The sequence below is a fragment of the Aliirhizobium sp. YIM B11859 genome (genome assembly GCF_057163345.1).
Genome location: NZ_JBXHAY010000006.1, coordinates 288,622 through 310,928, shown reverse-complemented (window position 1 = coordinate 310,928; position 22,307 = coordinate 288,622). Strand labels below are relative to the sequence as shown.

The following is a 22,307-nucleotide window of genomic DNA, read 5'->3' as shown; positions in this document are numbered from 1 at the left end:
GTGAACGCATGTTTGGTTTCATCCTGCAAAGGCTCTGGCAGGCGGTCATCGTGGTCATCGCGATGTCGGCGCTTGTGTTTTGCGGCGTTTATGCCGTCGGAAATCCGATCGACGTGCTGATTTCACCCGATGCGACACAAGATATACGTGCCGCGGTCATTGCCCAGTACGGGCTCGACCAGCCGCTCTGGCAGCAATATCTGACATTCCTCGGCCGCATCCTGCATGGCGATTTCGGCCGCTCCTTCGTCTACAGCATGCCGGTCAGCGAACTGATCCTGTCGCGGCTTCCGGCGACGCTGGAGCTGACGCTTGCCGCCGTGCTGTTCGCCAGTCTCGTGGGCATTCCGATCGGAATGTATGCCGGTTACAAGCCGCACAGTGTCATCTCACGCGTCATCATGGCATTCTCCATCCTCGGCTTTTCGGTGCCGACCTTCTGGTTCGGCCTGATGCTGATTATGGTGTTTGCCGTGCAATGCGGCTGCATGCCGGCCGGCGGACGCGGCGATACGGTGAGCCTGTTCGGCGTCGACTTCAGCTTCCTGACGCTAGACGGGCTTTCTCACATGATCCTGCCGGCGCTGAACCTTTCGCTCTTTAAGTTCTCGCTGATGATCCGCCTTGCCCGCGCCGGCACGCGTGAACTGATGTTGAGCGACACCGTGAAATTTGCCCGTGCCGCTGGCCTGTCGGAATTCACCGTATTGAGCCGCCACGTGTTGCGGCTGATCTCCATTCCGCTTGTCACCGTCTTCGGCCTCGAACTCGGCTCGACGCTGGCATTCGCGGTGGTCACCGAAACGATCTTTTCATGGCCGGGCCTCGGCAAGCTGATCATCGACAGCATCACCTCACTCGACCGTCCTGTCATGGTCGCTTACCTGATGTTCGTCGCTCTCCTGTTCATCGTCATCAATCTGCTGGTCGATCTCACCTATGCCGTGCTCGATCCACGCCTGAGAAAGGGACGTGCCTGATGCGCGACACTCCGTTTTCCCGTTTCCTTGACGAATTCCGCCGCAATAAGGTCGCGACCGGCGCCGCCGTGCTGGTTTTCTTGATCGTGCTGATCGCCCTGATCGCGCCGCTGGTAACGCCGCAGGATCCCTATGATCTAGCCCATCTCGTGTTGCGCGACGCCCGCCGTCCGCCGGGTTATGTCGGCACCGGCGGCTATACCCACTGGCTCGGCACGGATTCGCAGGGTCGCGATCTTCTCTCAGCCATCATCTATGGCCTGCGCATCTCGCTGCAGATGGGCGTGATTGCCGGTGGCACCGCCTTCGTGATCGGCGCCTTCGTTGGCTGCGCGTCCGCCTATATCGGCGGGCGGCTCGAAAGCCTCGTCATGCGCATTGTCGACCTGCAGCTGTCCTTCCCGGCCATCCTGCTTGCCTTCGTGATTGCCGCCATTCTCGGCCAAGGCCGTTACCAGCTGATCCTGGCGCTGATCTTCGCGCAATACGCCTATTTCGCCCGCACCGCCCACGGCGCCGCAGCGGCCGAAAGGCAGAAAGATTATGTCGAGGCGGCGCTGTCCATCCCGCTCTCCTCCTGGCGCGTCGTATTGCGGCATATCCTGCCCAATTCGCTGCCGCCGCTGATCGTGGTTGCGACCGTGCAGGTGGCGAGCGCGATTTCACTGGAAGCGACGCTCTCCTTCCTCGGCGTCGGCCTGCCGCCGACGGAACCGTCGCTCGGCATGCTGATCGCCAACGGTTTTCAGTATCTCCTTTCCGGCCGTTACTGGATCTCGATCTATCCCGGCGTCGCGCTGATCATCTTCATCGTCTCCCTCAACCTCGTCGGCGACCAGATCCGCGACCAGCTCAATCCGAGGCTCCGCCGATGACTGACATGACAAAAACTTCGGTTATGCCGCTTCTCGAAGTCACCAATCTCAAAACCTGGTTCCCGAGCGGCCGCGGCGAGGTAAAGGCGGTCGACGGCGTCTCCTTCTCTATCGCGCCCGGCGAAGTGCTCGGCCTCGTCGGCGAATCCGGCTCCGGCAAATCGATCACCGGTTTTTCGATCATCGGCCTGATCGACGAACCCGGCCGCATCGTTGAGGGCTCGATCAAGCTCGAGGGGCGCGAACTGGTCGGCCTTTCCGGACACGAATTGCGCGCCATCCGCGGCAAGACAATTTCCATGGTCTTTCAGGACCCGATGATGACGCTGAACCCAGTCTTGAGTATCGGCACCCAGATCAAGCTGGCGCTCGAAGCCCACGAAAACATCAGTGCCTCAGACGCCCGTGAACGGGCGATCAAGGCCTTGGCGCAGGTGCGCATCAGCGAGCCGGAACGGAAGGTGGATTTCTTCCCGCACCAGTTTTCCGGCGGCATGCGCCAGCGCGTAGCGATCGCCATTTCCCTCCTGCATCGCCCGAAACTGATCATCTGCGATGAACCAACGACAGCGCTCGACGTCTCGATCCAGGCGGAAATCCTGGCCGAGATGAAGGAAATGGTGACCGAACTCGGCACGGCACTGATCTGGATCAGCCACGACCTTGCGATTGTCTCCTCGATCGCCGACCGCGTCGCGGTGATGAAATCCGGCCATATCGTCGAGATCGGCCCGGCACTCGGCGTACTGACCCGGCCGCAGCACGATTATACCAAGGCATTGCTCGACGCCCTGCCCTCGCGCGCAAAACCCGGCCAGCTTCTGTTGCGTGGCAGCGGTTTCGCCGATGCGGCACCGCCACCGCGGAAGGCAGCGACCGCCAACCTGCCCCCACTCGGCAGCCCCTATCTCGCCATCGACAAGGCCGTGAAACGCTTCGAAAGGTCACCCGGCCTGTTCAGGAACCTGGCGATCAAGTCTGGCCTATCGAAGCCGGTCAGCGGTGTACAGGCGGTGGATGGCGTCTCGATCACCCTCAAACGCGGCGAAGTGCTGGGCCTTGTCGGCGAATCCGGCTCAGGAAAATCGACGTTCGGACGCATGGCGGCCGGCATCACCGTGCCGACCTCGGGCACGATCCGCCTCAGCGGCCAGCCGGTGATGAGCGCTGGCCGCAACCCGAAAAAGATCACCACCCGCATCCAGACGATCTTTCAGGATCCGTTTGCATCACTGAACGGTCGAATGCGGATCGGCGACATCGTTGCCGAGGGGCCGCTGGCGCATAAGCTTGTGAGCCGCGCGGAGGCGCCTGAATACGTTAAACAATGGCTGGCGGCAGTCGGCCTCGATCCGACATTCACCAATCGCTTTCCGCACCAGTTTTCTGGCGGCCAACGGCAGCGTATCGCTATTGCCCGCGCGCTTGCCATGCAGCCGGATGTCATCGTCTGCGACGAGCCCGTCGCCTCGCTCGACGTATCGATCCAGGCCCAGATCATCAATCTGTTGATCCGGCTACGCTCGGAACTCGACCTATCGCTGATCTTCATCAGCCATGACCTGTCGGTGGTGCGCCACCTCTGCGACCGCGTCGCGATCATGTATCGCGGCCGCATCGTCGAAGAGGGTGAGGCTCGGTCGATCTACGAAAACCCGCAACACGATTACACCAAGCAGCTGCTCGCCGCCGTACCGGTGCTGCCTGAGGCAGCAGAATAAGCGTTGGAAGATCGACATTTGAAACCCTGGGAATGGGACGAAGCCACTTGGCGTGGCAAGGTCAACAAGGTGCGCGCCGGCCATTCGTTGAAGCCGAAAGCTGGAAGGGCGGCGCTCGTTGCGCCGTGGCACTTTCGTTCGACGCGGAGCATGACACCGACGAGCTGCGCGATGGCGGCGCATCCATCGGCCGTCTTTCCTGGGGGCCAATATGGCAATCGTGTCGGTGTGCCGCGCATCCTCGAAACGCTTAAACAGGCGGATGTGCTCGCCACCTTCTTCGTGTGGCCGTCGCCGCCCTTCTTTATCCCGACGAGCAGAAACGCGTGATCGCCGAGGGCCACGAGATCGGCCTGCATGGCTGGATCCACGAGGTGAACACAAGCCGGCTCTGCGGGATATAGAGTTAGACGCAATCGGCGTGGCGTTGGCTCTCTGTATCCCGAGCGTCGTACTCTTAGCCGCACTGATGCTGTCTGGAGTGGTCGAGAGCCGTCCGAGCAAACTTCTCTCGGCTGATGCCTTGCCCTTTATCCTAGCGCAAGGCTTCGGCGTCGGACTCGTATCAAACTTGGCCTATTCGGCCGCGATCGCTAATCTGGGCATGGCGCGAACAGTCACCATTAGTTCGCTCGCCCCTGCTATAACGTCGATCGTAGCAGTACCTCTTTTTGAGGAGCCGCTGACGTTTCCAGTTTTATTTGGCGTAGCGGCCATCACCTTGGGGGTGTTGATCGCCGGCCGTATCAGCCATCATTAGCTGATGCCACCGCGTATACGCCTGCATTCGGCAGGAATGCTTCAGCCCGTTGTCCATATAGCCGGGCGGCTTTCCTACAGATGGGATTCGGTGCGCAGCAATGCTGTGTGGTTTGCAACGATTCTTATCTGCTTTGTCACCGCAGTCACAGTCGGTCCCATTCCTTAATCGCTTCTGTCGTGGTGTTGCCCCCTCGACTTCAGCCTTCAGAGCGGACAGGTCGCGGAGATCAGGCAGAGCGGCGCCTCCGTCCTTATTTTCTCGAGCTCCCACTTCTTGCGCGAGCTTGCCGCCAGATGGCTCGGACTTCCACCCGAGCGTGGCGAAAGCTTCATCCTCGGCACCGCGAGTATCAGCATTCTCGGCTACGAACACGATCTTCAAAAGCCAATCATCCGGGCCTGGAATACGTAGGGAGAGACAGGGGCAGTCTCCGCGGCAAAGCCAGACCGAAGCGGCGACCATATCCGGAGAGGAATATGTACGCATCGCGAGTGCTGAGAATGATCGCTCTAGAGAAAAGCCGAAGAAGAGGTAGTGCAGACGCTCCGAAACATGCCTGAAAACACCTTTGCGATCGGATCATTGATCGCAGCGAACAAAATTGAGGGCTGGGTGAAGGAACAGCCTAGCGGACTCAATGGCAATATCGACTTCATCCATAACGAGTTCATGCTGGTAGATCCGCTTTCCAACAGTCCGATCGTCATCGCCGGGTCCGCGAATTTCAGTGGCGCATCAACGAAACAGAACGATGAGAACATGATCGTCGTTGTCGGCAACCAGAGGGTCGCCGACATTTATCTCGGTGAGTTCATGCGCCTTTACTCCCATCATGCATTTCGGGAGTCGCTCGCGTGGCGAAAGCCAAATGATCCACCAAAGCCTCTGCGAACCGACGACTGGTGGGCGACATGTTTCGGGAACACCGCGCAATCTGCACGCCGGCGCTTCTTTTCGCGCTCGAGCCAATCTTAACCGCTAACGAAAGAAGACGCGGACCTTGGAATAGAGGTTAACTGGGATAAGACCCTCGCAATTTTGAGCCGCGCTTTTCATCTCCTCACGAGTCCCAGGGATCGCTGCTCGTGCCACGACCAATAGGTCCCGCCGAGCAGCAAAGGCGCCTGTGTTCGATAACACAATCAGAAGAACGCGCCCGCCATTTCCGGCACACCTTCCAGGGCATGTGCCATGAACTCCAAGGCAGCCTTCAGTTCCGGTTTGGGAATTGCGCCTCCAAGGCAGACGCGGACCGCTTCTTCTGGAACGCCATCTACCGTGAATGCATCACTGGCAACGACACCGATCCCGGCATTGCGCATATGGCTCCCGAACGTCGACCGCGTCCAGCCATTGGTCAGCGGGAGCCATATGTTGAAGCTGATGGGATCGGAGCGATAGCTGCCCGCGGGCAGGATCTCTGCAACAAGCGCCTGACGGGCTGCCGCCTCGGCGCGGATGAACCGCAGTATGCCATCGGCGGTTCCGTCATCGATCCAGCGCGTCGCGAGTGCGACGGACAGAGGAGACGCCATGACATTGTTGGCGCGCATGGCGCTCGCAAACGGCCAGGCCGCTTTTGTATCTGGCGCAACGACGTAAGCGAGGCGAAGACCCGCACCGATACATTTGGCCAGCCCGCCAATATGCCAGGTCAGATCCGGTGCCATCGCTGCAAGCGGAGGGGGGCTATGCAGCGGTATGAAGCCATAGGCATCATCCTCCACCACAGGCACATGATACTTGCGCGCGACCGCGCATATTTCCTCGCGCCGCTTCTCCGGAATTGTCAGCGTCGTTGGATTCTGCAGTGTTGGATTGAGGTATAGGGCCTTCGGCTTCTTCTCCTCACAAGCCGCCGCCAAGGCGGCCGGGATGATGCCTTGGCCATCCATCGACAGACCCGTAAGGTTGAGGCGGAGTTGCGCCGCGATCGAACGCATGCCCGGATAGGTGATATTTTCCGAAAGCACCGTTTCGCCAGGTTTGGCCAGCATGCCAAAGATTGCCAGAAGCGCCGGATGCGCACCGGGCGTGACGAAGATGCGCTCCTGCGACGGCACAAGTCCGCGACGGCTGAGCCAGGCAGCAGCGGCGTCCTTATCCATTCCGGCGCCGCCAAAACCCTGGTAGCGAAGCAGGGAGACGAGATTGGTGGCCACGGCCGACAGGCCTTCGCGCATTCTAGCCAGAAGTTCCGGATCATCGGGTTCCGGCGGCATGTTCATCGAAAAGTCGATTGCGGCGCTGCGTCTCGGATCGGGCGCCACATCGGACGTGAACCCGCGCCTCTCGCGATCGATCCCGCCGGTCACGAATGTTCCGCGCCCGACATGGGTGCTGACCAGCCCGCGCTTCTGGGCTTCGACATAACCGCGGGCAACGGTCGTGAAGTCGATTTGAAGCTGCTGGGCCAGCTGTCTCTGCGGTGGCAGCCTGTCACCAACGACAAGGTGACCGCTTCTCAGGTCCATCTCAATCACGTCGGCGATCGCCATGTAACGAGGACCATTGCTTCGCGCGAGGTCTGGGAGCCAGGATTTCATGAGGCCAATTCCAACAATTCGATAAATTGACTGTATATTGTTGTGATGGCGACTTGTCACTTACTAATACATCCCGAGCTTCTGGACTTTCATCGCGGCTTTCACTTTGCAATGAACGCACATTGAATGCATTCATTCAAAGCATTGTTGCTGCCAGTTTTAGCATGAAGTTGCCTTTTGTTAAGGCCATAGAGTCTCGCCTCCGTTATATTGATCGGATTATTGAATGCATAATTTGTTGATCTGAATGCATTTTAGGCAATCGGCATATTGGCATGGTGCTTGCAATTGAATGACTGCACCCCGCGTGGGGCCTGACTTCAACACAGGAGCCATTTATGCCCGCAGTTACAGCACCCGCCCATGCCGACGGCGATTTCCTCGTTGATTACGAAGAAAAGGTTTTCGAAGACGTCCAGGCCACGGAAGGCGACAAAGCCCTCATCACCTTTCACACGGTGGCCTTCGAAGGGTCGATCGGCCTCGTCAACCTGCTTCAGGCCAAGCGCCTGAAGCGCAAGGGCTTCGAAACCGCCGTGCTGCTCTACGGCCCAGGCGTCACGCTCGGCGTCCAACGCGGCTTTCCCAAACTCGGCGCAGAAGCCTTTCCCGGCCACCTCAACTTCAACAACCAGATCAAGGGTTTCATGGAAGAGGGCGGCAAGGTTTATGCCTGCCGGTTTGCGCTCCAGGCGCTTTACGGCCATGGCGAGGCCTCTCTCATTCCCGGCATCATCCCGATCAGTCCGCTCGACGTGCTCGACCTGATCCTGATCCACCGCCGCGATGGCGCCTTCATCCTCGACACCTGGACACTCTGACCCAACGGAGGCGGGGTACGCCCCGCCTTCTCCACGCCAACCCCGCCTTCTCCAAGCCAACAAGGAGTTTGCCATGGAGCGAAAAACAATCGTGAGGGCTGCCGCCGCCCAGATCGCGCCAGATCTCACCTCACGGGAAAAGACATTGGGCCGGGTTCTGGAAACGATCCATGAGGCCGCCGGCCGGGGCGCGGAACTGATCGTTTTTCCCGAAACTTTCGTGCCCTGGTATCCCTATTTCTCCTTCGTGCTGCCTCCGGTGCTGACCGGCAAGGAACATGTGCGGCTTTATGAAGAGGCCGTTGTCATTCCGAGTGCAGCGACCGAAGCGGTCGCCGCAGCCGCCCGCAATCTCGGCATCGTCGTCGTTCTCGGCGTCAACGAACGCGATCACGGCTCGCTCTATAATACGCAGCTCGTCTTCGATGCCGATGGCAGACTTATCCTCAAGCGCCGCAAGATCACGCCGACATTCCACGAGCGGATGATCTGGGGCCAGGGCGATGCATCGGGCCTCACCGTCGTCGATAGCCGCGTCGGCCGCATCGGCGCGCTTGCCTGCTGGGAACATTACAATCCGCTCGCCCGCTACGCGTTGATGGCCCAACACGAGGAAATCCACGTCGCCCAGTTTCCCGGCTCGATGGTGGGGCCGATCTTTGCCGAACAGATGGAGGTGACGATCCGCCATCACGCGCTGGAAAGCGGCTGTTTCGTCGTCAACGCCACCGGCTGGCTGACCGATGAGCAGATTACCTCCATCACCCCGGATACAGGCCTGCAGAAGGCGCTTCGCGGTGGCTGCATGACGGCGATCGTCTCACCGGAAGGCAAACATCTCGCGCCGCCGATCACCGAAGGCGAAGGCATTCTCATCGCCGATCTCGACATGAGCCTGATCGTCAAACGCAAGCGGATGATGGATTCGGTCGGCCATTATGCCCGCCCGGAGCTCATGCATCTTGCCATCGACGGCCGAGCCACCGCCCCCATGGTCGCCTCCCCGAATTCCTATCAAACCGCCCCTGTTTCCCCCGAAAGGAGCAATCCCGATGGACACGACGACAACGCGCCTGCCGACAGAAATCCTGATCAACGAGTTGCAGTCCTACGGAGCCAGGCTGGTTGATCCCAAAGCCGGGCACGAAAGTCGCCGCGGCGGCGCCGGCCCTTCCGACCACAAGGCGCTGACCATCGACGGCATGACCGTGATGGTCCCCGTCCATACGGCGCCGGCCTTCGAAAGCCCCTATCTGGTGGAAAAGCCGGACGAGAGCGGCAACAGCCGGATCAGCCGTGATGGCCGGGTTCTCGGAGAAGTCTCCTTTCCGCTGCGCCCGCGTTTTTACGAGCGGACGACGACGGATGGTGTGCCCTATTCCCACATCGCCGTCCTGCACGGGCGTGACGTTCTGGCGACTACCGTGCTGCAAACCTGCATCCGTTACCAGAGCCGCACCAAGACCTGTCAGTTCTGCGCCATCGGCCAGTCGCTGGCTGCGGGTCGCACCGTTGCCCACAAGACGCCGGAACAATTGGCCGAAGTGGCGAAGGCTGCCGTCGAACTCGATGGCGTCAAGCACATGGTGATGACGACGGGCACGCCGAAAGGCTCCGATCGCGGCGCAGCCATCCTTGCCGACAGTGCGCGCGCCATCAAGGCGGCGGTCGATATTCCGATCCAGGCGCAATGCGAGCCGCCGGAGGATGACGCCTGGTTCCAGATCATGAAAGATGCGGGCGTCGATGCGCTGGGCATGCATCTCGAAGTGGTCACGCCGGAAGTCCGTGCCCGCATCATGCCCGGCAAGGCACAGGTGTCGATCGAGAAATACATGTCCTCCTTCAAGGCGGCAGTCGAGGTTTTCGGCCGCGGCCAGGTGTCCACCTACATTCTCGCGGGGCTCGGAGACACGCGGCAAGCCATTCTGGATATCTGCGAAAAGCTGGTGGCAATCGGCGTCTACCCGTTCGTTGTGCCCTTCGTGCCGATCTCGGGCACGCCTCTGGAAAGCCATGCCGGCCCCAAGCCGGATTTCATGCACTCCATCCTCGGACCGCTCTCCAGGATGCTGGTCGATAGCGGCCTCAAGGCCGTCGACATCAAGGCCGGTTGCGGCAAATGCGGCGCCTGTTCCGCCCTTTCAACCTATGAAAGGACGCTGACCATATGATCCTCGAACCTTTCGCACCCTATCAGGCCGGCGAGTTCCAGGTGAAATTCGCCACCTCACATTGGGAAAGGCGGCAAGCGCATGCGCTTCGCCGCGCCGTCTTTTGCGAGGAGCAGAAGATCTTCGAAAAAGACGATCGCGACGCGATCGACGATCACGCGATCCCGATCGTTGCTTTGTCGATGATGGGCGTCGTCTCCGATCGGTTGGCCGGCACCGTACGCATCCATGAGGCGGAGCCCGGCCTCTGGTGGGGCTCACGGCTTGCGGTACACGAGGACTTTCGCAAGATCGGCGCGCTCGGTGCGACGCTCATCAAGCTTGCCGTGTCCTCGGCCAATGCCATGGGATGCCACACCTTCCTCGCCAATGTGCAGGTGCAGAACGGCTTGCTCTTCAGGCGTCTGCATTGGCAGGTGGTCGAGGAGTTCGAAGTCTATGGGAAACCGCATCTGCGCATGAGGGCGGATCTCGACTGGTATCCGCCCTGCACGACGCCCGAAGCGGGTTTTGTCGCTCTTCCGAAAAAGGCGGCGTGACCATGGGCCAGATCGACATTCCGACTTTAGCCCTGAGACTGGCCAATTCCGCCGGCATCGCGGCCAAGGCGGATATAGGCGCGATCGCCGCAAGCCTCGGCCTTGCCGGCCAGGATGTTGCCGTCGGGGATGACTGCGCCGCACTGCCCGATGGCGATGGTTACCTGCTTTTCGCCATCGAAGGTTTCATCAACGAATTCGTCGCAGCCGATCCCTGGTTCGCCGGCTGGTGCGGCGTCATGGTGAATATCTCCGACGTAGTCGCAATGGGCGGCCGGCCGATCGCGGTCGTCGATGCGGTCTGGGCGAATGGAGAGGCCGGCGCAGCGCCTGTCCTCGACGGCATACGTGCTGCGGCTGCAGCCTATGGCGTGCCGATCGTCGGCGGCCATACGAATATCAAGACCGACCGCGGCCAATTGTCGGTCGCCATACTCGGCCGGGCGAAAAAACTGCTGACCAGTTTCGATGCGCGGCCCGGCGACGTCCTGGTGGCGGCGGTCGATCATCGCGGCCGCTACCGCGAGCCCTTCAACAACTGGGAGGCGGCGACCGATGCGCCCGCGGCCAGGCTGCGCGGCGACCTGGAGGTGATGGCCGAGATCGCCGAGGCCGGGCTGTCGCTTGCAGCCAAGGACATCAGCCAGGGCGGCATTCCCGGCACGGCAATCATGCTGGCCGAATGTTCCGGCGTCGGGATCGAAATCGACGTTTCCGCGATCCCGCTGCCCGAAGGCGTGGCGCTGGACCGCTGGCTCGCGACGTTCCCGAGTTACGGCTATCTCCTGTCCGTACCACCGCATCACCTCGAGGCGGTGCTGGGCCGCTTCGCCGCCCGCGACATCACCGCGGCGGCAATCGGTCGGGTCGTTGCCGGCAGCGCCGTGGCGATCACTGACGGGACGAGCCGCGCCGTGATCCGGGATTATCGGACCACGCCGCTTCTTGGACTCGGCGACAAAGGTGCCGGCGAGACGCAGAAACGGGAGGATGCCGCATGAATCCTCTGGATCTGCGGCCGCTCCGCATCGCCATGCTCACCCATTCGACCAATCCGCGCGGGGGCGTGGTCCATTCGATGCACCTGTCGGAGGCTTTGGCGGCACTCGGCCACGACGTCGTCCTTTTCGCGCCCGATGCCACGGGCAAGGGTTTCTTCCGGCAGCCCGCCTGCGGCGCGGTCGCCTTTCCAGTCGGCCCTGCGCCGACGGAGATGACCGCCATGGTCGAGCAGCGGATCGCCGATTATGTCCGACAGTTCGAACGCGATTCACAGAACTTCGACCTCTACCATGCCCATGACGGCATTTCCGGCAATGCACTGGCCGAACTGAAACGCCGAGGCTTTATCTCCAGCTTTGTTCGCACCGTCCATCACATCGACCAGTTCGCCGATGCGCGCCTGATGCAGTTGCAAGACCGCTCGATCGACGAGGCGGACGTCTTTCTGACCGTCAGCGCCACGTGGCGGGATGTGCTGAAGGACCGCGGAATTTCCGCAAGCATCGTCGGAAACGGCGTCGATGCCGACCGCTTCTCGCCTGGCTGGAGCGGTGAGCAGTCTGCTCTGCGCGATCGCCTGAACATCCCGCCGGGACCGATTTTCCTGGCGATCGGCGGTGTCGAGGCGCGCAAGAACACGATCGGCATACTCGATGCCTTCCGGCAGCTGCGGGCGGTAACGCCCGATGCGCAACTGGTCATCGCCGGCGGCGCCTCGTTGCTCGACCACGGTGCCTATCAGGACGAATTCCGCTCCGAACTCGCCTTGCTGCACGACCATGCCTTAGCCGTGCATCTGATCGGTCCGGTCGCCGACGAGGTCATGCCGAACCTCTACCGCCTTGCCGACGCGCTGGTGTTTCCTTCGCTGAAGGAAGGGTTCGGTCTCGTCGTACTCGAGGCGATGGCGAGCGGCGTGCCGGTCGTCACATCCTCGATTGCACCGTTCACGGAATATCTCGGCCGCGATGACGTGTTGTGGTGCGATCCGCATCACTCGGCCTCGATCGCCGAAGCCATGGCACTTGCGCTCGTGCCACCCGTGCGCGAGCGCGTCATCTCCAACGGCCTGGCCGTCTCCAGACGTTTCTCGTGGCAGCGCGTCGCCGCCGCCCATCTCACCGCCTATTCAACATTAAAGGAGGCCGCGAATGCCTGAAATGCGTTTTGTCATCGCTTGGCCGGATGGTCAGGAAGAGAGCTGTTACTCCCCTTCCCTCATCATCCGCGAGTTCTTCGCAGAGGGTGAAAGTTACCCGGTTGCGGATTTCGTCGAGCGGAGCCGCAAGGCATTGACGATCGCCAGCGATCGCGTCGAGGCGAAATACGGATTTGCCTGTTCATCGGCAAACGATCAGCTCGCCCGCATTGAGAGCGCCGCCATCCCCTTCTTGAAGGACGCCGAGGCGCGCGTCCATTGCAAAGCCTTCATCCTGTGAGAGGACCCCGGTTTATGCCCCATAACCTGAAGCCGCATTACAGTGCTGTCGTCATCGGCGGCGGACAGGCGGGTCTTTCCGCCAGCCACTACCTGAAACAGAACGGCATTGACCACGTCGTCTTCGAAAAGAAGACCGTGGCGCATAAGTGGAAGGACGAGCGGTGGGACGCCTTCTGCCTGGTGACGCCCAACTGGCAGTGCCAGCTTCCCGACCACCCCTATGATGGCGACGACCCGCATGGCTTCATGGTGAAGGAGGAGATCCTCGGCTATGTCGACCGCTTCGTCCGGAAGGTCGACGCGCCGGTGCTGGAGGGCACGAGCGTGACCTCGCTTGAGCGGCTGCCAGGCAGCGGCTTCCGGGTCGAAAGCACGGCAGGAACCGTGACGACCGACAGTGTCGTGCTGGCGACCAGCCTTTATGCCAAGCCGGCGATACCGCTGCCAGCCGAACGCCTGCCGGAGGAGATCGTCCAGCTTCATACGGTGGACTATCGCAATCCGGGCCAGTTGCCGGAAGGCGCCGTCGTCGTCGTCGGTTCCGGCCAGTCCGGCGCCCAGATCGCCGAGGACCTGCATCTCGCCGGCAAAACGGTCCATATGGTGACCGGCAACGCGCCGCGCTGCGCCCGCTTCTACCGCGGCCGTGACGTGGTCGACTGGCTCTCCGATGTCGGCCAATATGAAATCACCGTCGAGCATGATGGCATGACCAAGAAGAAGCACGACACGAACCACTATCTGACCGGCCGCGATGGCGGCCGGGATATCGACCTGCGCAAATTCGCGCTGGAAGGCATGAAACTCTATGGCCGCATGACTGGCGTCTCCGGCGAAAAAATGCTGTTCGAACCCAATCTCAAGGCCAATCTCGATGCCGCCGACCGTGTCTATAACGGCATCAACGCCCTGATCGACAAGCATCTTGCCGCAAACGGCATCGATGCGCCGCCGGCAAGCGTCTACCAACCGCTCTGGGAGCCGGAAACGGAGCCGACCGAGCTCGACCTCGTCGCCGAAGGCGTCACCTCCGTTATCTGGGCGACCGGCTTTACGCCGGACTGGTCCTATGTCGGCCTGCCGATCTTCGACGGCACGGGATATCCGGTTCAGCGGCGTGGCGTGACGGGCGTGGATGGCGTCTACGTTCTCGGCTTGCCCTGGCTGTGGACCTGGGGTTCGGGCCGGTTCCTCGCCGTCGGCAAAGACGCCGCGCATGTGATCGATCATCTCAGCGCCTATCTCGCGGCCCAGCAACCGGCGCTTCGCCAGTCAGCAGGTGCCTGACGATGAATATGGCTGTCTCGCATCTCCAGACGATTGCTCCGACGGCCCGGTCGCTCATGGAGCGGGCGCTCGAGCCTTATATTCTGCTGGGCATGCCGCACCTGACGCCTTTCGGCCTGTCGGAAACCTGGCTGATGAAAGAGCTCGGCCACCGGCACTGGCTGATGCTCGCCATCCACCTCGGCATGGACAATGCCGACTTCCGCACACCGGATGGCCGTGAAGCCTACGCATCGATCTGCGCCAGTTCGCTGGATCAGATCGATGCCGGTCTGACTGCGGCAAAACCCAATGACATCCTGGAGATCCGCTCGTCATTCTCATTCCTGCAAAGGAACCAGCATTCAAGCTTGCATCGGCTGCAAATCGGAGACCGGCGGATATGCGAGGTCGAGCTGATTTCGACCTTTGTCGCAAGGCAGACCGAGGCCGACAATCACACTCTGGCTCGGGTCGAGACGCCGCCACTATGGATGCGGCAGCACGGTACAAGTGAACTGGCAGGCATCGCATCAGCCATGCGGAAGGCTGCCGCTGTGCGGCAGAATTTGAGTGCCGAGGACAAATCCAACGTTTTTGAGACCTATTTCTCGCCGCGTCCAAATGAAGACTTCAACGGCGCGGGACTTCTGTATTTTGCCCACTTCCAGGGCTTTGTCGCCCAGGCCCTTTCGCAATCCATGCTGAATCACAAGTACATCAAACGCCGAGAAGTCTTTTTCTTCGGCAATATTCGAGCCGGAGAGACCATTTCCGTCCGCCTTCAGGCTCCGCCCGGTGATGGGGGGCTTGTGGCGGATGTCGTCCGCGAAGACGGCAAGATCATTGCGATCGCCAGATGCCTCGCAACAAGACTGGGGTCTTGATAAGATTGGGACCTGCGACCCGTTGTTGGCGATCAGATCCAACAGAATCCCTTGGCTTTCACCAGCCTATCGCTATCCAATATTTTGACGAACATGTCGCGAAGGCTCACAACTCACTTTAGGTGTCGCGCGGCTCTAGTACACCGTCATGCACAGACTTATGCCCCGGCTGACAAGTTGAATTCTGCATCCCGATTGGTCAGGTCGGACACCTGCATTCAGAGTTGATCCAACGTCTCTTGCTCTATAGCGTGCCGTCGGCAAACCGAATTGCACCAAAACAAGGACACGATATGCCAACAGGCACAGTGAAATTCTTCAATGACGACAAGGGATTTGGATTCATCACGCCGGAAAACGGCGGCCAGGATGTGTTTGTCCACGTCTCTGCCCTGCAGCACGGTGGGTCCCTTCGCGAAGGCGACAAGGTGACGTTCGAGGTCGGCCAGGATCGTAAGACAGGAAAATCGAAGGCCGAGAACGTATCGGTTCTTTGACGATCGGCGACACACAACGGCGGGGTAACCGTTAACTCCGCCGTAATCTCCCATCAGTTGGCGAAACGATAAGTCCCGCCCTTTTCCAACGCTCTTTGATAGGCTGGCCGGGCATGAATTCGATCGAGCCAAGCGATCGTAGCAGGGCGGGTAGAGTCAAGTCCGGCCCTCGACCGCGCAGCTTCGAGTGGGAAGCTCATCATGACATCGGCCGCCGTGAATTTCTCGCCCGCAAACCACTTTCTCGAGGCAAGCTCCGTCTCGATATAGTCCAAGTGAACGTCGAGCATCGGGCGAACCCTTTTGGCCGCAAATTTTCCAAGCAGCGGAACCTTCGACGCTACCAGCAGGGAAAAAAGGACGGGCATCACCGAACCCTCAGCGTAGTGCAGAAATTGCCGGTAGCGAAGCAGGTCATCCTTGCGAGCAGGGCCTAACCTGCCTCCACATAGGTCGACGATATACTCGCAGATTGCGCCTGTCTCAACGAGAACGACGCGACGGCCCTTGGGGGCGAGATGTTCGACAATCGGGGATTTGCCGAGGCGATGGATCCGCCTCAGCTCGTCTGGAGCGCTCATGTCCGGCCGGCGTTTGTAAAAACGGATCTCGTAGACGAGCCCTAGTTCCTCCAGCATCCAGAGAACACGCTGCGAGCGGCTGTTGTTGAGGTGGTGGACAATCAGCATCTTATGGCACTCTCACGAAGCGCCCTGGTCGTTTTCTGTATCGACGTCCTCTGGACGAATCCCTTCATCCCGAGGCGCCAAAGATCCTTTATCGTCTTTCGCCTGCTTCGCTGGCCCGCCGACGCCGTCGCAGTGACCGGCTGACCATGTTTTCGGCAGGTCGCGACTCGTCTCACCATTCCTGTCTGTCACTTGATGACTCCACAGCTAAACCGCCATAACCAGCGACCAACTAGCGGGAGTAACGAGGCATAGGCCTCAACGTTCCCATCTGCCTCGCGCCTCCAGGCTATGATTGGTGGATTGTTTACTCGGGCGCGGCGAAGCCCGTCCTCGACGGCAGTTGCCTGTCACGGCTGGCCGCCACCGCCGGCGGCGCCATAGACCTGTCCATTGGCATAGCTTGCCTTGGGGTCGGCAAGCTGGACATAGATCGAAGCCAGCTCTGCGGGCTGACCAGGGCGCCCCATCGGTGTGTCGCCTCCAAAGCCCTGCAATTTCTCCATGGTAGCGCCACCTGCTACCTGCAACGGCGTCCAGATCGGACCCGGAGCGACTCCATTCACACGGATCCCTTTCGGGCCGAGCTGTTTCGCCATCGATTTCGTGAAATTCATTCCCGCGGCCTTGGTCATTGCATAGTCCACGAGGTTTGCCGATGGATCATAGGCCTGCTCGGACGTGGTCTGAATAATCACAGATCCGGGCTTCATGTACTTCAAAGTGGCCTTGGTCAGCCAGAACATCGCGTAGATGTTGGTTTTCATCGTCGCATCGAAAGCCTCAGATGTAATGTCTGAGATCGACTGTGCCTGCTGCTGCCGGCCGGCATTGTTGACCAGCGTGTCCAGGCCGCCGAGCGCGTCGACCGCATCTTCGACAAGTTTCTGGCAGAAGGCCTCGGCGCGCAGGTCGCCCGGCAGCGCCACGCCGGTGCGCCCTTCCGCCTTGATGAGGGCGATGACCTCCTGGGCGTCGGCCTCTTCGTCTGGCAGATAATTAATGGCGACATCAGCCCCTTCCCTTGCAAAGGCGATCGCCGCGGCCCTCCCCATGCCTGAATCACCGCCGGTGATCAGCGCCTTCCTGCCAGCCAGCCGGCCGGAGCCTATATAGGATTGCTCGCCGTGATCCGGTTTCGGGTTCATCTCGCCTGCGAGGCCCGGAAACGGCTGCGTCTGCTTGTCAAAAGGCGGCTGGGGATATTGTATGGTCGGGTCGGTCGTCATGGATTGCTCCTCGGCTGCAGACGGAACACCGCTTGCGCGGCATGTGAAAAGCCCGGCGCGAAGGCCGGGCTATCAGCGATTAGTGTGTGTGTTCAGGCATGTCTTTCAGTTGATCCTTCGTCCAGCTCGTCACGGCATGGACGTCGCCATCCTCGTCGCGCATGAACTGCAGGTCAGACAGCGGCACAGCCACAGGCTTGGCGCCAATGCCAAGGAAGCCGCCGACGTCGATGATCGCCTGTTCCGCGACGCCTACGCCGTGGACATGATCCAGCTTTCCGACCTTGTGGTCGTCAGCGCCGTAGATCGTGGCACCCTCAAGGATTGCTGGCGTGAGTTCGGTCGGGGCAAGGCGAACGTGATTGGTATGGTCCATTGTGCTTCCTCTTTTTTGTTGGTTGGACTGAGAAAACAGCGCCACGGGTCATATTGTTCCGATCGCCGTTCTGCTGGCCGGCCGACATCTGACGATGGGCGGCGGCCAGCGGCGACATGTTCAACCGTAACGCTCTCCCTGGCCTGATGCAGAAAACCTTGCAAAGGCACGACCAGTGAGAAATTATTCGGAAGTCAATGCGCTGAACGCCATCGACAGTTACAACCAACTGTCCAAGAGGAAGGGGCGAAAATCCTTCGCTATGCGTGTGGATGTTCCAAGAAATCAAAGACTTCGGCGGCAGAAGAAAAGTCCATTTAGTCTCCATCCTTTACCGGGCGGCGGGAACGTTCCAGGTGGGCGTTTTGTTTGTGTTCATGCCGACCTTGTATATTTGACATACTGCAATAAATCGCAGTCACTCGCGCCTCTTCAATAGGAACCAAATGACGTCGCATATCAGTCCCCAGACAGATATTTTCCAGTTCCTGGGGCATAGCGGTGAGGTTTCCGGAATCATCCGGACCTTCGACTGGGCAGCGACGCCCCTGGGGGACGTCGCCGCTTGGCCACAATCGCTGAAGACCGCGATTGCCCTGCTTTTGCAGTCTCCCGTTCCGATCGTGATGCTCTGGGGCGAAGAGGGCGTGATGATCTACAATGACGCCTATTCGGGATTTGCGGGCCATCGTCATCCGAAACTGTTCGGGTCGAATGTGCGTGAAGGCTGGTCAGAAATCGCCGACTTCAACGATAACGTTATGAAGGTCGGCTTGTCCGGCAGGACGCTCGCTTATCGTGACCAGGAATTGACACTTCATCGAAATGGCATTCCTGAACAGGTTTGGATGGATCTCGATTACTCGCCGGTTATCGACGAAAGCGGCAAGCCAGCGGGCGTCATCGCCATCGTCGTGGAAACGACAGAGCGGGTGCTGGCCGAGCGGAGAAACCGCGAAGAATCCCAACGTCTGCAGGATCTCTTCGAGCAAGCGCCAACCTTCATGGCGATGGTCAGTGGGCCGGATCACCGCTTTGTCATGATCAATCCAGAATACCGCCGAGTAATCGGCGGGCGACATGTCGAGGGGCGTTCGTTTGCGGAAGCTCTTCCCGAGATTGCCGAGCAAGGCTATGCCGCCCTTCTGGACGAGGTGTTCCGATCGGGTGTGACGGTTCGCAGAATGTCCGAGCGGGTGCTGTTTCAGTGGTCGGAAGACGGGCCGATGGAAGAGCGGTTCGTCGACTTCGTCTATCAGCCGATCCGGGAGGAGTCCGGCACGGTTACAAGCATTTTCATCCAAGGCTCTGATGTCACCGAGCGCGTGCGCGCCGAAAACCACCAGAAGCTCCTGATCAACGAGTTGAACCATCGGGTCAAAAACACGCTTGCATCGATCCAGTCAATCGTCTCGCAGACGTTACGCGGCCCGCAAACCAAAGAGGAAGCATCGTCGGCCATCACCGCGCGCATCTTGGCCCTCTCGCGTGCCCATAACATTCTTACCGACGAGAATTGGGACGGCGCGGATCTCGAGACGATGATCGCCAGTTCGCTCGAGACATTCCAGCAGTCCGGGCGCGGCACGATCAACATCGCAGGACCCAAGCTTCGTGTCGGTCCGCATGCGGCTCTGTCGATTGCTCTTGCGATCCATGAACTCGAAACCAACGCCTTCAAGTTTGGAGCCCTCTCAGTTAACGACGGCAGCGTTGATGTGGAGTGGTCGATCTCGGCGGATGGCGTGTTCGTACTCAGCTGGACTGAGGAGGGTGGCCCAGCCGTCGCAACAGGAAATCATCAGGGGTTTGGGTCGAGGCTGCTCCTTAGGGTTCTGCCGGTCGAGCTGAGCGGAAGCGCCGATCTGGACTATCGACCAAGAGGTGTCGCATTCACGCTTCGCACCAGCCTGGACGCGATCAGCGATCGCCCAGCGGTGGAAGGCGCGTAATGGCCAGGATCCTGATCGTTGAAGACGAAATGCTGGTCGCAATGCTCATCGAGGACACGGTGCTCGACCTTGGTCATGAGGTCATCGGACCGGCGATGAGGCTCGAAACGGCGATGAGCGCGGCGGCAAGGGAAGATATCGACTTTGCCATCCTCGACATCAATCTGGCTGGAAAACAGTCGTTCCCTGTTGCGGATCAACTCATAGAACGGGGCATCCCGTTCATGTTTGCCAGTGGTTACGGCGCGGCGGGACTGGCCGCTCCCTATCGGGAAGCCGCGATTTTGCAGAAGCCATTCTCGCCCGAGCAGATCGCCAGCGCTTTGAGCCAGCGTCTCCCCTTCTGATCAACTGTCTATCGGCTGCGTCTCGATATCGGAGAACTTGGCGACAAAGCTAAGCACCAATCCTTCAGGGTTGTAGGCGACACTGACCGCGCCGAGGGCCCCAAGGCTGGACTTGATGAGTCGTGATCCGAACCCGACCCGTTCAGGCGCTACAATCGTCGGGCCACCGACTTCCCGCCATGTGAAGTCGAGATAATTGACCCCGTCGATCGACTTGATAGCCCATGCTATCTCCACGTGTCCGGTTGTGTTCGAGAGCGCGCCGTATTTGACAGCATTTGTGAGCAGCTCATGGGTCACCAGCCCAAGCGACAGTGCCGCCTGCGGTGCAAGCGACACCGGGGGACCGGAAATGGCGAGACGGTCATTGTCTTCCATGCCGATATTGCTGGCCGTCATCTCGACAACATCACGGATCGAAGCGCTGACCCAGTTTGACTGCATGAGGACATCATGCGCTTTCGACAGCGCACCGATCCGCGACTGAAGTTTTTCGCCAGCCTCTTGCATGCTGCTGGCGCCCCGCAAGGATTGCGTGGCGATCGACTGGACGACCGCAAGCGTGTTTTTCACCCGGTGCGCCAGTTCATGCATGAGGAGACGCTGGGTCTCTTCCGCCAGCTTTCTTTCGGTAATCTCGACGGATGCGCCGGAAAACCGGACCGGCTTGCCATTCTCGTCCTCGATCAGCCGTCCGCGCGCATGAACCCATCGAACCCCGCCGTCCGGCTGCATGATGCGATACTCGTTGGAAAAATTCTCCTGCCCCGCAAATAGCCGGTCAAGTTCGGCCTGGAATTCCGGCATGTCGTCCGGATGAAAATTCTTGATGTAGTCCTCAAGGGGCGCGCCGGCTGCGGCACGCTCGGGCGCGACCGTATAGATTTCCGCGAAATTGGGGTCGGCGTAGATCAGGTTGGTTTCCAGATCCCAGTCCCAGATGCCGACCATGCTGGAGGCGCCAAGCGCGAGGCTAAGACGCTCTTCACTTCGGCCAAGCTGTTCCTCGACTCGCTTTATATCGCTGATATCGAGGGAGATACCCGACATTGCAGTCACGCAGCCGTCTTTGTCGACCAAGGGCTGCCCCCGAACCAGCAGCCAGGCAGTCTCGTCGTCACGCTGAATGCGGTACTGGATATCGAACTCGCCACCGTTATCGACCGCCGCTTGCATGGCTGCCTGCAGCCCCTTGCGATCTTCAGGATGGATCGCCTCCAGGACACCATCATAGGTCAGTGTCCGGTCTGGAGGACATCCGTAGTTCTGCTTGCAGGTATCTGAGCATTCCATGTCACCGCTCGACAGGTCGAGATGCCAGTAGCCGAGGCGACCAGCGGTCAGGGTCAGCCGCAACCGCCGCTCGTTTTCCGCAGCGACTTCCTCTGCGACCCTAGTCGCAGTGATGTCGCGGGAGACTGACAATATCCGTTCAGGCTTCCCATCCGAGCCGAACATCGGAGAAACCTGCACGTCCCACCATTTTCCGGTCCCCTTCATCGTGTTGGCAAAGCCGATAAATCGAGCGCTTTCGCCCGCCTTGGCAGAGGCTACCGCGGTCTTGGCCGCATCATTTCCATCAAGCTGCCAGAAGTTCGGCCAGGGGCAACCGGCGATCTTGTTGAAGTCGTCGACCTCCATCACGCGCATCCCACCTTCCGACATGAATGTGAGGTTGGCGTCGAGGTCGAGGACCTTGATGCAATCGTCGGAGGAAGACAGTACCTTGTGCATGAATTCAGCGTCGGCCCGTCGCCGCTCCTCCTCCTGCCGCTGTTTCGTGCGATCGCGAAGAACCTTGATGAAACCATGCACCGCATCGTTTTCGTCGCGCAAAGCCATCATTTCGCCGGAGGCCCAGAAACGGGTTCCATCCTGCCGGATATGCCAGCGCTCGTCGTTGCCACGGCCTTTGCCGAGAGCAGAAGCCATTTCCTTTTCTGGAACCCTGTTGGCGCGATCTTCGGGGGTGAAAAAGATATCGGCAGGCTTGCCAAGCATCTCTTCCTCGTCCCACCCGAGGATCAGCCGCGCACCCTCGTTCCATGTCGTGACCCGGCCATCACGATCCATCGAGATGATGGCGTAGTCGATCGCGCTGTCGATAATCGATTGGAGCAGCCGCTCCCGAGACAAAGAAGGATGGTCTGAGATCAATTGGCATCTCCTCTCGACCGGGCTCCGGCGCGAGTGTCCTCAACG

Annotated in this window: 23 protein-coding genes and 1 pseudogene; 19 read left to right on the top strand and 5 right to left on the bottom strand. The window is 60.1% G+C overall.

Annotation, left to right across the window (positions count from 1 at the left end; all coding sequences use genetic code 11):
- Positions 1 to 8: 8 nt before the first annotated feature.
- The 7 genes and pseudogenes from AC2GXZ_RS22940 to AC2GXZ_RS22910 all read left to right on the top strand — a co-directional run bounded on the left by AC2GXZ_RS22940 (position 9) and on the right by AC2GXZ_RS22910 (position 5,314).
- Complete coding sequence (locus tag AC2GXZ_RS22940) at positions 9 to 980, top strand: ABC transporter permease (RefSeq protein ID WP_483761523.1); 972 nt, start codon at positions 9 to 11, stop codon at positions 978 to 980.
- The gene (locus tag AC2GXZ_RS22935) at positions 980 to 1,855 is read left to right on the top strand and encodes an ABC transporter permease (protein ID WP_483761522.1); all 876 of its coding nucleotides are present in this window, start codon (positions 980 to 982) and stop codon (positions 1,853 to 1,855) included. The genes AC2GXZ_RS22940 and AC2GXZ_RS22935 overlap by 1 nt, the downstream gene beginning before the upstream one ends.
- Positions 1,852 to 3,576, top strand: a complete 1,725-nt coding sequence (locus AC2GXZ_RS22930; protein ID WP_483761521.1) for a dipeptide ABC transporter ATP-binding protein — start codon at positions 1,852 to 1,854, stop codon at positions 3,574 to 3,576. Before AC2GXZ_RS22935 ends, AC2GXZ_RS22930 begins: the two co-directional genes overlap by 4 nt.
- Positions 3,577 to 3,594: 18 nt before the next feature.
- Positions 3,595 to 3,906: a hypothetical protein gene (locus AC2GXZ_RS22925; protein WP_483761632.1), complete on the top strand. Its 312-nt coding sequence runs from the start codon at positions 3,595 to 3,597 to the stop codon at positions 3,904 to 3,906.
- The gene (locus tag AC2GXZ_RS22920) at positions 3,788 to 4,336 is read left to right on the top strand and encodes an EamA family transporter (protein WP_483761520.1); all 549 of its coding nucleotides are present in this window, start codon (positions 3,788 to 3,790) and stop codon (positions 4,334 to 4,336) included. The genes AC2GXZ_RS22925 and AC2GXZ_RS22920 overlap by 119 nt, the downstream gene beginning before the upstream one ends.
- A gap of 249 nt (positions 4,337 to 4,585) precedes the next feature.
- Positions 4,586 to 4,750 (top strand): annotated as a pseudogene (locus AC2GXZ_RS22915) (histidine phosphatase family protein); the annotation flags it as partial.
- A gap of 141 nt (positions 4,751 to 4,891) precedes the next feature.
- The gene (locus tag AC2GXZ_RS22910) at positions 4,892 to 5,314 is read left to right on the top strand and encodes a phospholipase D-like domain-containing protein (RefSeq protein ID WP_483761519.1); all 423 of its coding nucleotides are present in this window, start codon (positions 4,892 to 4,894) and stop codon (positions 5,312 to 5,314) included.
- Positions 5,315 to 5,481: 167 nt separating this feature from the next.
- Here the strand turns inward: AC2GXZ_RS22910 and AC2GXZ_RS22905 are convergent, their stop codons facing one another.
- Positions 5,482 to 6,885, bottom strand: coding sequence for an aminotransferase-like domain-containing protein (locus AC2GXZ_RS22905; RefSeq protein ID WP_483761518.1), 1,404 nt, complete (start codon positions 6,883 to 6,885; stop codon positions 5,482 to 5,484).
- 338 nt (positions 6,886 to 7,223) lie between these two features.
- On the opposite strand from AC2GXZ_RS22905, the gene AC2GXZ_RS22900 reads away from it, so the two are divergent.
- The 10 genes from AC2GXZ_RS22900 to AC2GXZ_RS22855 all read left to right on the top strand — a co-directional run bounded on the left by AC2GXZ_RS22900 (position 7,224) and on the right by AC2GXZ_RS22855 (position 15,512).
- A complete protein-coding gene (locus tag AC2GXZ_RS22900) occupies positions 7,224 to 7,706 on the top strand; it encodes an MSMEG_0572/Sll0783 family nitrogen starvation response protein (protein WP_483761517.1) in 483 nt (160 codons plus the stop codon).
- Positions 7,707 to 7,779: 73 nt separating this feature from the next.
- Positions 7,780 to 8,835 carry a Nit6803 family nitrilase gene (locus tag AC2GXZ_RS22895; protein ID WP_483761516.1) on the top strand — a complete coding sequence of 352 codons (1,056 nt, stop codon included), beginning with the start codon at positions 7,780 to 7,782 and terminating at the stop codon, positions 8,833 to 8,835.
- Complete coding sequence (locus AC2GXZ_RS22890; RefSeq protein ID WP_483761515.1) at positions 8,759 to 9,880, top strand: MSMEG_0568 family radical SAM protein; 1,122 nt, start codon at positions 8,759 to 8,761, stop codon at positions 9,878 to 9,880. The genes AC2GXZ_RS22895 and AC2GXZ_RS22890 overlap by 77 nt, the downstream gene beginning before the upstream one ends.
- On the top strand, positions 9,877 to 10,419 hold the full coding sequence (locus AC2GXZ_RS22885; RefSeq protein ID WP_483761514.1) for an MSMEG_0567/Sll0786 family nitrogen starvation N-acetyltransferase: 543 nt from the start codon (positions 9,877 to 9,879) through the stop codon (positions 10,417 to 10,419). The genes AC2GXZ_RS22890 and AC2GXZ_RS22885 overlap by 4 nt, the downstream gene beginning before the upstream one ends.
- A 2-nt stretch (positions 10,420 to 10,421) precedes the next feature.
- On the top strand, positions 10,422 to 11,420 hold the full coding sequence (locus tag AC2GXZ_RS22880) for a sll0787 family AIR synthase-like protein (RefSeq protein ID WP_483761513.1): 999 nt from the start codon (positions 10,422 to 10,424) through the stop codon (positions 11,418 to 11,420).
- Positions 11,417 to 12,580: an MSMEG_0565 family glycosyltransferase gene (locus tag AC2GXZ_RS22875; RefSeq protein ID WP_483761512.1), complete on the top strand. Its 1,164-nt coding sequence runs from the start codon at positions 11,417 to 11,419 to the stop codon at positions 12,578 to 12,580. Before AC2GXZ_RS22880 ends, AC2GXZ_RS22875 begins: the two co-directional genes overlap by 4 nt.
- Positions 12,573 to 12,860, top strand: coding sequence for an MSMEG_0570 family nitrogen starvation response protein (locus AC2GXZ_RS22870; protein WP_483761511.1), 288 nt, complete (start codon positions 12,573 to 12,575; stop codon positions 12,858 to 12,860). The genes AC2GXZ_RS22875 and AC2GXZ_RS22870 overlap by 8 nt, the downstream gene beginning before the upstream one ends.
- Before the next feature lie 14 nt (positions 12,861 to 12,874).
- On the top strand, positions 12,875 to 14,149 hold the full coding sequence (locus AC2GXZ_RS22865; RefSeq protein ID WP_483761510.1) for an MSMEG_0569 family flavin-dependent oxidoreductase: 1,275 nt from the start codon (positions 12,875 to 12,877) through the stop codon (positions 14,147 to 14,149).
- A 2-nt stretch (positions 14,150 to 14,151) separates the two neighbouring features.
- Positions 14,152 to 15,015, top strand: a complete 864-nt coding sequence (locus AC2GXZ_RS22860) for a Pnap_2097 family protein (RefSeq protein ID WP_483761509.1) — start codon at positions 14,152 to 14,154, stop codon at positions 15,013 to 15,015.
- Positions 15,016 to 15,308: 293 nt separating this feature from the next.
- Positions 15,309 to 15,512, top strand: coding sequence for a cold-shock protein (locus AC2GXZ_RS22855; RefSeq protein ID WP_483761508.1), 204 nt, complete (start codon positions 15,309 to 15,311; stop codon positions 15,510 to 15,512).
- Positions 15,513 to 15,565: 53 nt separating this feature from the next.
- Here the strand turns inward: AC2GXZ_RS22855 and AC2GXZ_RS22850 are convergent, their stop codons facing one another.
- The 3 genes from AC2GXZ_RS22850 to AC2GXZ_RS22840 form a co-directional block, all read right to left on the bottom strand.
- Positions 15,566 to 16,201: a glutathione S-transferase family protein gene (locus AC2GXZ_RS22850; protein WP_483761507.1), complete on the bottom strand. Its 636-nt coding sequence runs from the start codon at positions 16,199 to 16,201 to the stop codon at positions 15,566 to 15,568.
- Between the two features lie 350 nt (positions 16,202 to 16,551).
- Positions 16,552 to 17,430: an SDR family oxidoreductase gene (locus AC2GXZ_RS22845; protein ID WP_483761506.1), complete on the bottom strand. Its 879-nt coding sequence runs from the start codon at positions 17,428 to 17,430 to the stop codon at positions 16,552 to 16,554.
- 79 nt (positions 17,431 to 17,509) lie between these two features.
- Positions 17,510 to 17,806 carry a PRC-barrel domain-containing protein gene (locus AC2GXZ_RS22840; protein ID WP_483761505.1) on the bottom strand — a complete coding sequence of 99 codons (297 nt, stop codon included), beginning with the start codon at positions 17,804 to 17,806 and terminating at the stop codon, positions 17,510 to 17,512.
- A 602-nt stretch (positions 17,807 to 18,408) separates the two neighbouring features.
- On the opposite strand from AC2GXZ_RS22840, the gene AC2GXZ_RS22835 reads away from it, so the two are divergent.
- A complete protein-coding gene (locus tag AC2GXZ_RS22835; RefSeq protein WP_483761627.1) occupies positions 18,409 to 19,758 on the top strand; it encodes a sensor histidine kinase in 1,350 nt (449 codons plus the stop codon).
- Complete coding sequence (locus AC2GXZ_RS22830) at positions 19,758 to 20,105, top strand: response regulator (protein WP_483761504.1); 348 nt, start codon at positions 19,758 to 19,760, stop codon at positions 20,103 to 20,105. The genes AC2GXZ_RS22835 and AC2GXZ_RS22830 overlap by 1 nt, the downstream gene beginning before the upstream one ends.
- Here the strand turns inward: AC2GXZ_RS22830 and AC2GXZ_RS22825 are convergent, their stop codons facing one another.
- On the bottom strand, positions 20,106 to 22,262 hold the full coding sequence (locus AC2GXZ_RS22825; protein WP_483761503.1) for a PAS domain-containing sensor histidine kinase: 2,157 nt from the start codon (positions 22,260 to 22,262) through the stop codon (positions 20,106 to 20,108).
- Between the last annotated feature and the right edge of the window lie 45 nt (positions 22,263 to 22,307).

Coding starts and splice junctions, on each gene's coding strand:
- AC2GXZ_RS22855 (WP_483761508.1), top strand. CDS start 15,309: ATGCCAACAGGCACAGTGAAATTCTTCAATGACGACAAGGGATTTGGA.
- AC2GXZ_RS22840 (WP_483761505.1), bottom strand. CDS start 17,806: ATGGACCATACCAATCACGTTCGCCTTGCCCCGACCGAACTCACGCCA.
- AC2GXZ_RS22850 (WP_483761507.1), bottom strand. CDS start 16,201: ATGCTGATTGTCCACCACCTCAACAACAGCCGCTCGCAGCGTGTTCTC.
- AC2GXZ_RS22935 (WP_483761522.1), top strand. CDS start 980: ATGCGCGACACTCCGTTTTCCCGTTTCCTTGACGAATTCCGCCGCAAT.
- AC2GXZ_RS22870 (WP_483761511.1), top strand. CDS start 12,573: ATGCCTGAAATGCGTTTTGTCATCGCTTGGCCGGATGGTCAGGAAGAG.
- AC2GXZ_RS22885 (WP_483761514.1), top strand. CDS start 9,877: ATGATCCTCGAACCTTTCGCACCCTATCAGGCCGGCGAGTTCCAGGTG.
- AC2GXZ_RS22910 (WP_483761519.1), top strand. CDS start 4,892: ATGCCTGAAAACACCTTTGCGATCGGATCATTGATCGCAGCGAACAAA.
- AC2GXZ_RS22900 (WP_483761517.1), top strand. CDS start 7,224: ATGCCCGCAGTTACAGCACCCGCCCATGCCGACGGCGATTTCCTCGTT.
- AC2GXZ_RS22890 (WP_483761515.1), top strand. CDS start 8,759: ATGGACACGACGACAACGCGCCTGCCGACAGAAATCCTGATCAACGAG.
- AC2GXZ_RS22895 (WP_483761516.1), top strand. CDS start 7,780: ATGGAGCGAAAAACAATCGTGAGGGCTGCCGCCGCCCAGATCGCGCCA.
- AC2GXZ_RS22940 (WP_483761523.1), top strand. CDS start 9: ATGTTTGGTTTCATCCTGCAAAGGCTCTGGCAGGCGGTCATCGTGGTC.
- AC2GXZ_RS22920 (WP_483761520.1), top strand. CDS start 3,788: ATGGCAATCGTGTCGGTGTGCCGCGCATCCTCGAAACGCTTAAACAGG.
- AC2GXZ_RS22905 (WP_483761518.1), bottom strand. CDS start 6,885: ATGAAATCCTGGCTCCCAGACCTCGCGCGAAGCAATGGTCCTCGTTAC.
- AC2GXZ_RS22875 (WP_483761512.1), top strand. CDS start 11,417: ATGAATCCTCTGGATCTGCGGCCGCTCCGCATCGCCATGCTCACCCAT.
- AC2GXZ_RS22860 (WP_483761509.1), top strand. CDS start 14,152: ATGAATATGGCTGTCTCGCATCTCCAGACGATTGCTCCGACGGCCCGG.
- AC2GXZ_RS22830 (WP_483761504.1), top strand. CDS start 19,758: ATGGCCAGGATCCTGATCGTTGAAGACGAAATGCTGGTCGCAATGCTC.
- AC2GXZ_RS22845 (WP_483761506.1), bottom strand. CDS start 17,430: ATGACGACCGACCCGACCATACAATATCCCCAGCCGCCTTTTGACAAG.
- AC2GXZ_RS22865 (WP_483761510.1), top strand. CDS start 12,875: ATGCCCCATAACCTGAAGCCGCATTACAGTGCTGTCGTCATCGGCGGC.
- AC2GXZ_RS22930 (WP_483761521.1), top strand. CDS start 1,852: ATGACTGACATGACAAAAACTTCGGTTATGCCGCTTCTCGAAGTCACC.
- AC2GXZ_RS22880 (WP_483761513.1), top strand. CDS start 10,422: ATGGGCCAGATCGACATTCCGACTTTAGCCCTGAGACTGGCCAATTCC.